General features: G+C 73.0%; 6 protein-coding genes and 1 pseudogene. 5 read left to right on the top strand and 2 right to left on the bottom strand.

From position 1 onward, the window contains the following. The 4 genes and pseudogenes from ACWDS7_RS44975 to mug form a co-directional block, all read left to right on the top strand. Positions 1-850, top strand: a pseudogene (locus ACWDS7_RS44975) (polynucleotide kinase-phosphatase); the annotation flags it as partial. A 106-nt stretch (positions 851-956) separates the two neighbouring features. Further along, positions 957-2,120 (top strand): VLRF1 family aeRF1-type release factor, encoded by a 1,164-nt coding sequence (locus tag ACWDS7_RS44970; protein ID WP_451934283.1) that lies wholly within the window; start codon positions 957-959, stop codon positions 2,118-2,120. Between the two features lie 486 nt (positions 2,121-2,606). Next, entirely contained in the window at positions 2,607-4,016 is a 1,410-nt protein-coding gene (locus tag ACWDS7_RS44965) for a sugar porter family MFS transporter (protein WP_451934282.1), read from the top strand. A gap of 140 nt (positions 4,017-4,156) precedes the next feature. Beyond that, complete coding sequence (gene mug / locus ACWDS7_RS44960; RefSeq protein ID WP_451934284.1) at positions 4,157-4,642, top strand: G/U mismatch-specific DNA glycosylase; 486 nt, start codon at positions 4,157-4,159, stop codon at positions 4,640-4,642. Between the two features lie 30 nt (positions 4,643-4,672). Here mug and ACWDS7_RS44955 read toward each other — a convergent pair whose 3' ends face one another. Together ACWDS7_RS44955 and ACWDS7_RS44950 are read right to left on the bottom strand one after the other, a co-directional pair. Continuing rightward, positions 4,673-5,206 carry a DUF1707 SHOCT-like domain-containing protein gene (locus ACWDS7_RS44955; RefSeq protein ID WP_451934281.1) on the bottom strand — a complete coding sequence of 178 codons (534 nt, stop codon included), beginning with the start codon at positions 5,204-5,206 and terminating at the stop codon, positions 4,673-4,675. Positions 5,207-5,213: 7 nt separating this feature from the next. Continuing rightward, positions 5,214-5,966, bottom strand: a complete 753-nt coding sequence (locus ACWDS7_RS44950; protein WP_306867642.1) for a PadR family transcriptional regulator — start codon at positions 5,964-5,966, stop codon at positions 5,214-5,216. 217 nt (positions 5,967-6,183) lie between these two features. Here ACWDS7_RS44950 and ACWDS7_RS44945 point away from each other — a divergent pair. After that, the coding region (locus ACWDS7_RS44945; RefSeq protein WP_451934280.1) for an MFS transporter at positions 6,184-7,138 on the top strand (955 nt) is incomplete at its 3' end.

Below are 7,138 nucleotides of genomic sequence, written 5' to 3'. Positions count from 1 at the left end.
GGTGGACCGGCTCAGCCGGGCGTGCGCGCCGCTCATGGACGAGCTGGGCACCGGCTGGCTCGCCCTCGACTGCGAGCTGCTGCCCTGGTCGGCGAAGGCGGAGGGGCTGATCCGCAGCCAGTACGCCTCGGTGGGGGCCGCGGCCCGCACGGCGCTGCCCGAGGCGATCACCGTCCTGGAGGCGGCGGCCGGGCGCGGATTGGATGTGGGCGATCTACTGGGCCGCACCCGTCGCCGCCACGCCAACGCTGCCCGGTTCCGGGACGCGTATGCGCGTTACTGCTGGCCGGTCTCGGGTCTGGACGGGATACGGCTGGCGCCGTTCCAGATCCTCGCCTGCGAGGGCCGGGCGACCGCCGCCGAGGAGACGCACTCCTGGCACCTGGACATGCTCTCCCGGCTCACCGATCCGCTGATCGCGCCCACCCGGCACGTCTCCGTCGACCTGGCCTCGCAGGAGTCCAGGGACGCGGCGACCGACTGGTGGTCCGCGCTGACCGCCGACGGCGGGGAGGGCATGGTGGTCAAGCCGCTGCGGTGGCCGCGGGAGGCCGACGGCGAGCGGGCGGGCGGAGCGGGCGCGGCCGTGCCCGGGGGCCGGGTGCAGCCGGGGATCAAGGTGCGCGGGCGGGAATACCTGCGGATCATCTACGGCCCCGACTACACCGAGAGCCTGGAGGTCCTGCGCCGCCGCTTCCTGGGGCGCAAGCGCTCCCTCGCCCTGCGCGAGCACGCCCTCGGGCTGGAGGCGCTGTCCAGGCTGGCCGAGGGCGAGCCGCTGTGGCGCGTGCACGAGCCGGTCTTCGCCGTCCTGGCGCTGGAGTCCGAGCCGGTGGACCCGCGTCTGTGATCTCCAGGTAAAGACAGGTGAAGAAGGAAGGCATTTTCCCGATTCGGGCGATCGCTCCCCCCATACAGGTCCATATCGTTGGAGGCCGGACCACCAGGGGGGCGTCATGAGATTCGATCGTGCGGCTCTGCGGGACGTCGTCGCCATCCACGACGACCAGGGAGTGCTGTCGTTCTACGTGACCGCCGACCCCCGGGAGGAGGCGGCGGTCCGGCCCGCGTGGCGGATCCGCTTCGGCAACCAGCTCACCGAACTGCGGGAGCAGGTCTCGGCCGACGGGGACCGGGCGCGGCGGATGGCCGTCCTCAAACGGCTGGAGGGGCTGGACCAGGAGCTCGGGCTGCTGCTCAACCCGACCGAGTCGGGGCTGGGGCGGGTGCTGTTCGCGCCGATCAGCAGTGACGAGGTGTGGACCTTCTCCTTCCAGCTGCCGGTCGCCGACCAGATCGTGCTGGAGTCGACGGCCTACGTGCGCCCGTTGGTCAACACGGTCGAGACCGCGCCGCCAGCCGGCCTCGTGCTCGTCTCCCGGGACGGGCTGCGCATGATCGACTATCGGTACGGCACGGCCGAGGACGCCGAGCGGGCGTACTTCGAGGTCTCCGCCGAGGACTGGCGGCAGATGCGCGGCCCGGCCGCCTCGGAGCTCGCCCGGCAGGGGGCGGCGCACCGGGACAGGTTCGAGCGCCGGGTCGAGGACAACCTCACCAGGCTGGTGCGCGCCGCCGCGCCGGACGTCGCCCAGCAGGCCGAGAGCCGGGGCTGGACCACGGTCGTGCTGGTCGGCGACGTCCAGCTGACCGAGGTCGTGGCGGCGGAGCTGACCGGAGACGTCATCCAGATCGACGCGGTGGTCGACTCGCTGCCCCCGGCGAAGATCGCCGAGTACGCGGAACCGCAGCTGCTGGCCGCCCGGACCCGGCGTGCCACCGAGCTGGCGGAGCGGGCCAAGGACGCCGCCCTGTCCGGGGGGCGCGGGGCCCTCGGCATGGGAGACACGCTCAACGCGCTGAACGAGAGCCGGGTGGCGCAGCTGCTGCTGGCCGAGTCCCGCGAGTGGAGCGGCAGCCGTACGGCCGACGGGCGGCTCTGGCCCCCGGACCAGGTCCCGCAGGGGGAGTCGGAGCAGACGCTCGTCCAGGAGCCCAGGATGGGCGAGCGCATGATCGAACGGGCCCTGGACATCGACGCCGAGGTGATCGTGCTGGACCAGCAGGCGTCCGAGGCCCTGGCCGAGTTCGACGGGCTCGCCGCGATCCTGCGCTGGTAGCCGCCGATCCCACGGGGCCGCCGCGACCTCGCGGGCCCGCCGCGATCCCGCGCCGACCGGCGCCGGACGGCCCGGCGGGCGGCCGCACGGCGGATGCCCGCACGGCGGATGCCCGCTCCCGTCCCTGGGGGCGGGCATCCGCCGTGTCCGGGCAGCCGGCCGGCTGTGCGCGGGCTCCGATGGCGGGCATCCGCCGTGCGCGGGCACCGTGTCCGGGCAGCCGGCCGGCTGTGCGCGGGCTCCGACAGTGGGCAGTTGCGGTGTGCGGGTCCCGGGGGCGGGCGTCCGCCGTGGCCGGGCACCGGCTGCGCGGGCCGGGAACCCGAGAGCCGCGCTGATCCACAGCGGGACGCTGTGAGACACTCTCCATTAAGTCGAATTACGTTTTCGCAGCTCATGTCGTGAACAAGCCCCCCGGACCGGATCGGGTGCGATCTCTCGCGGTCGATCCAGGGATACCTGCGTTCTTCGGGGGAAAGGACCGTCATGGTCGGCACCGCCTCTTCGGGCACATCCAGCGAGCACCTCGGACACGTCGTCTTCATCACCGCCGCAGCGGCGCTGGGCGGGTTCCTGTTCGGCTACGACAGCGCCGTCATCAACGGCGCCGTCACCGGGATCCAGAAGCACTTCGGGGTCGGTCCGGTCCAGATCGGCGTCGTGGTGGCGATCGCGTTGCTGGGATCGGCGGTGGGCGCGTGGATCGCCGGAGGCATAGCCGACCACTGGGGGCGCACCAGGACCATGCAGGTGGCCGCGCTCCTGTTCGCGGTCAGCTCCGTCGGCCAGGCGCTGCCGTTCGCGATCTGGGACCTGGCCTTCTGGCGGGTGCTCGCCGGCGTCGGGATCGGCATGGCCTCGGTGATCGGCCCCGCCTACATCGCCGAGGTCGCGCCACCCGCCTACCGGGGCCGCCTGGGGTCCTTCCAGCAGCTCGCGATCGTGCTGGGCATCGCGGTCTCCCAGCTCGTCAACTACGCGATCGCGAAGACAGCCGGGGGCAACGTCAACAACGAGCTGTTCGGTCTGCAGGCGTGGCAGTGGATGCTCGGCGCCTGCCTGGTCCCCGCCCTGCTCTACCTGCTGTTCTCGACCATCATCCCCGAGTCGCCGCGCTATCTCATCGCGGTGGGCAAGACGGAGCAGGCCCGCCAGGTGCTCCGGGAGGTCGAGGGCGACAACGTCGACCTGGACACCCGGGTGACGGAGATCTACAACCTGCTGCGCAGCGAGCACCGGCCCCGGATGCGTGACCTGCGCGGCCCGACGCTGGGGCTGCTGCCGATCGTCTGGATCGGCATCCTGCTCTCGGTCTTCCAGCAGTTCGTCGGCATCAACGTGATCTTCTACTACTCGGCGTCGCTGTGGCAGTCGGTCGGGATCAACCAGAGCGACTCACTGCTGATCAGCTTCTCCACCTCGATCATCAACATCGTCGGCACGTTCATCGCCATCGCGCTGGTCGACCGGATCGGCCGCAAGCCGCTGCTGCTGATCGGTTCGGCGGGCATGGCGGTCTCGCTCGCCGTGGCCGCGTGGGCCTTCAGCGCGGGGGTCCGCACCGGGGCGGGCGTCAGGCTGCCGGAGACGCAGGGCACCGTCGCGCTGATCGCCGCGCACGTCTTCGTGCTGTTCTTCGCGCTGTCCTGGGGTGTCGTGGTCTGGGTGCTGCTCGGCGAGATGTTCCCCAACAGGATCAGGGCCGCCGCGCTGTCGGTGGCAGCCTCCGCCCAGTGGGTGGCCAACTGGCTGATCACCGTCTCCTTCCCGTCCCTGGCGGCGTGGAGCCTGGCCGGGGCCTACGTGGGCTACGCCTTCTTCGCCGCGCTGTCCTTCTTCTTCGTGATGTTCATGGTGCGGGAGACCAAGGGGCGCAGACTGGAGGAGATGGGCTAGGGTCCGTGCCCGTGCCAGAGGTGAACCCCGTGCCCCCGGCGGAGCCCTCCGCCGCCGCGCCCCCGGCCGCCCCCGCCGTCAGGGCCGGGCCGCCGACGCGGGCCGAGCTCGACGCGGCCAGGGACCGGACGGTCGGCGACGTGCTGGGGCCGTCGCTGGAGGTGCTGTTCTGCGGCATCAACCCGGGGCTCTACTCGGCGGCCACCGGCTGCCATTTCGCCCGGCCGGGCAACCGCTTCTGGCCCGCGCTGCACCGCTCCGGCTTCACTCCCCGGCTGCTGGCCCCGGCCGAGCAGGATCTGCTCCCCTCCTTCGGGCTGGGCATCACCAACGTGGTGGCGCGGGCCACCGCGCAGGCGGCCGAGCTGTCGGCGCGGGAGCTCCGCGAGGGCGGCGAGCGGCTGGCGGAGCTGGTCGCAGAGGTCGGGCCCCAGGTGGTGGCGGTGGCCGGGGTGACCGCCTACCGGATGGCGTTCGCCCGGCCGAAGGCGGCGATCGGACCGCTGGAGGACAGAATCGGTGGCGCGAGGGTGTGGGTGCTGCCCAACCCGAGCGGCCTGAACGCCCACTGGACGCTGGAGCGGATCGCGGGGGAGATGCGACGGCTCCGGGAGTCCCTGCGCTGACCGGGCCGGGGCGCCCGGCGGCCGGGGTGTTCAGTGGCCGGGGCGGCCGGTCCGGGGGTGGTGCCACCGCCTGCGGCGGAGCAGGCCCAGCACGGCCACCGCCAGCCAGGCGGCGAAGACGAACTTGAGCGACCAGAACCCGGTGGTCGCCACCCCGACGACCAGCATCAGCATCAGGAAGGGGGCGATCGGCGGCCCGCCCCGGCGGCCCGTCCGGTGGTGCCAGGCCGCGTGGTGGTGCCAGGCGGCGGGGTGGCGGCCCGCCCGGCGGGGACCGCGTCCGTGGTGGCCGCGGCCCCCGTGCCACGGCCCGGGCCGGCCGGGTCCCCAGTCCTCCCATCCGTGCTCGGGAGCGTCCTGATCTCCGTGGCGGGAGCCGTACAGGTCAGGCAGGTCCGCCGAGACCAGGGCCAGCTCCCCGCCGGTACGCGCGGCCAGGGTCCGTTCGATGCGTTCGTCGAGCTCCTCGTGGGTCAGGCGGCCCTGCGCGTAGTGCTCGCGCAGGGCCGTCATGGCCGTGTCACGCTCGGCGTCTCCGATGCGGAGGTCGTCCCGGGACGTCATCGGATGCTCACTCCTCGCCGGAGTCGCCGTCGGCCAGGATCTGGTACAGCTTGCGGCGTGTCTCGGTCAGGATCTGCTGGGCCTGGCGGATCTGCGCGTCGCTGCCGGTCTGCAGGATCTGGAACATGGCGAATCCCGACTGGCGGGCCAGGTTCATCAGCTCCCAGGTGCTGTCGTCGACGTCGGGTGTCATCTCCTCCCAGGGCGCGCGCACCTCGTCGGCGTGCTCGGCCACGTAGGTCCGGCCCGCCTCGGTGAGCCGGAAGGACTTGCGGCCGTCGCTCTCCTCCGCCAGGACCAGGCCCTCGTCGGTGAGCTGCTGCAGCGCCGGGTAGACCGCGCCGGGGCTGGGCTTCCAGCCTCCCTGGCTGCGCCGGTCGATCTCCTGGATGATCTGGTAGCCGTTGCGCGGCTCCTCCGACAGCAGGGCGAGGATCGCGGCGCGGACGTCGCCCCGCTTCGCCTTGCGCCCCCGGCCGAACGGCGAGCGTCCGCCGAACGGACCGCCGCGCCCCGGGCCGCCCCTGCCGAAGTCCCACGGGAAGGGACCGCCGGGGAAGGGGCCGCCGCGGCGCCCCCGGTGCCGGTGCTCGTGGGAGCCCCATCCGTGCGGGCCGGGCCCGCCGTGGTGAGGCTCGTCCTGCTGCCAGCCGGCGGCCATGTTCCGCCAGGCCTCCCTGGCGGCGCGTCTCATCTGGCGCCGCACCTCGTGCGGGATGGCGCCGGTCCAGTGACCGCCCATCGTGTGTGCGGAAGTCATGGTTCCTCCTCCTGTCGCGACCGTCTTTCGATCGTTCTCGATGCTTCAAAGATATATCGAGAGCGTTCTAAGAACAAGCTATTGAGGTGATATGGGGGTTTTGGCTGGTCGGCGGCCTGTGGACCCCTGCGGCTTCCACCCGGCCAGCCGAACGGATAAAGTGTGACCATCTAAAGGCTTTAGGTGGTTACTGTGATCTTCTGGGTGAGGCGGGGACGTGACAGTGCGGCGTAACGAGAGGGTGCTCGTCGGGTTCACCGTGGCGACCAACCTGGCCGACGGGGTGGCGAAGGTCGTGCTCCCGCTGCTGGCGGTCGGCCTCACCGACTCGCCGGGTCTGGTCGCCGGGGTGGGGCTCACCCTGACGCTGCCGTGGCTGCTGGCCTCGCTCCATGTCGGGGTGCTCGTCGACCGCGGCGACCGCAGGCGGCTGGCGGCCGCGGCCAACCTGGTCAGGCTCGTGGCCGTGCTGGGCCTGCTGGCGGCCGTCGCCGCCGGCGCGCTGTCGCTGCCGGTGCTCTACCTGGCGGGCCTGTCCATCGGCCTGGCCGAGGTGGTGGCGTCCTCCGCCGTCGGCGCCCTGGTCCCGGCGGCCGTGCCGCGGGAGCGGCTCGGTCCGGTCAACGCCTGGATCGCCGGCGCCGAGACCGTGGCCAACGAGTTCGCCGGGCCGGCCGTCGGTGGCCTGCTGGCCGGCGTCGGCGCCGCGCTGGCCCTGGGCTCGTCGGCCGCGGCCTTCGCCCTGGGGGCGGTGCTGCTCGCGCTGCTGGCCGGCCGGTTCCGCGTGAGCGCCCCCGGGGAGGGAGACTCCGGCCGGCCCCTCCGGCCGGGGAGGGTCCGGGAGGAGATGGTCGAGGGGCTGGCCTTCCTCTGGCGCCACCGCCTGCTCCGCACGATGTCGCTGACCATCGCGGCGCTGGTGGCCTGCTGGAGCGCCTGGCTGGCGCTGCTGCCCTCCTACGCCGTCCGGGTGCTCGACCTCGACCCGGCCGGGTACGGCCTGCTGCTCGGCTCGATCGGGGTGGGAGGGCTGCTCGGCGCGGTGCTCGTCACCGCGGTCAACCGCCTGCTGGGCGTGCGCTGGGCGCTCTTCGCCGACCTCGTCGGCACCATCGTCATGATGATCGTCCCGGCGGTGTTCCCCGAGGCCTGGGCGGTCGGCGCCGCCGCGC

Source organism: Streptosporangium sp. NPDC003464 (assembly GCF_053588315.1).
This window is presented reverse-complemented; position numbering and strand designations above follow the sequence as displayed.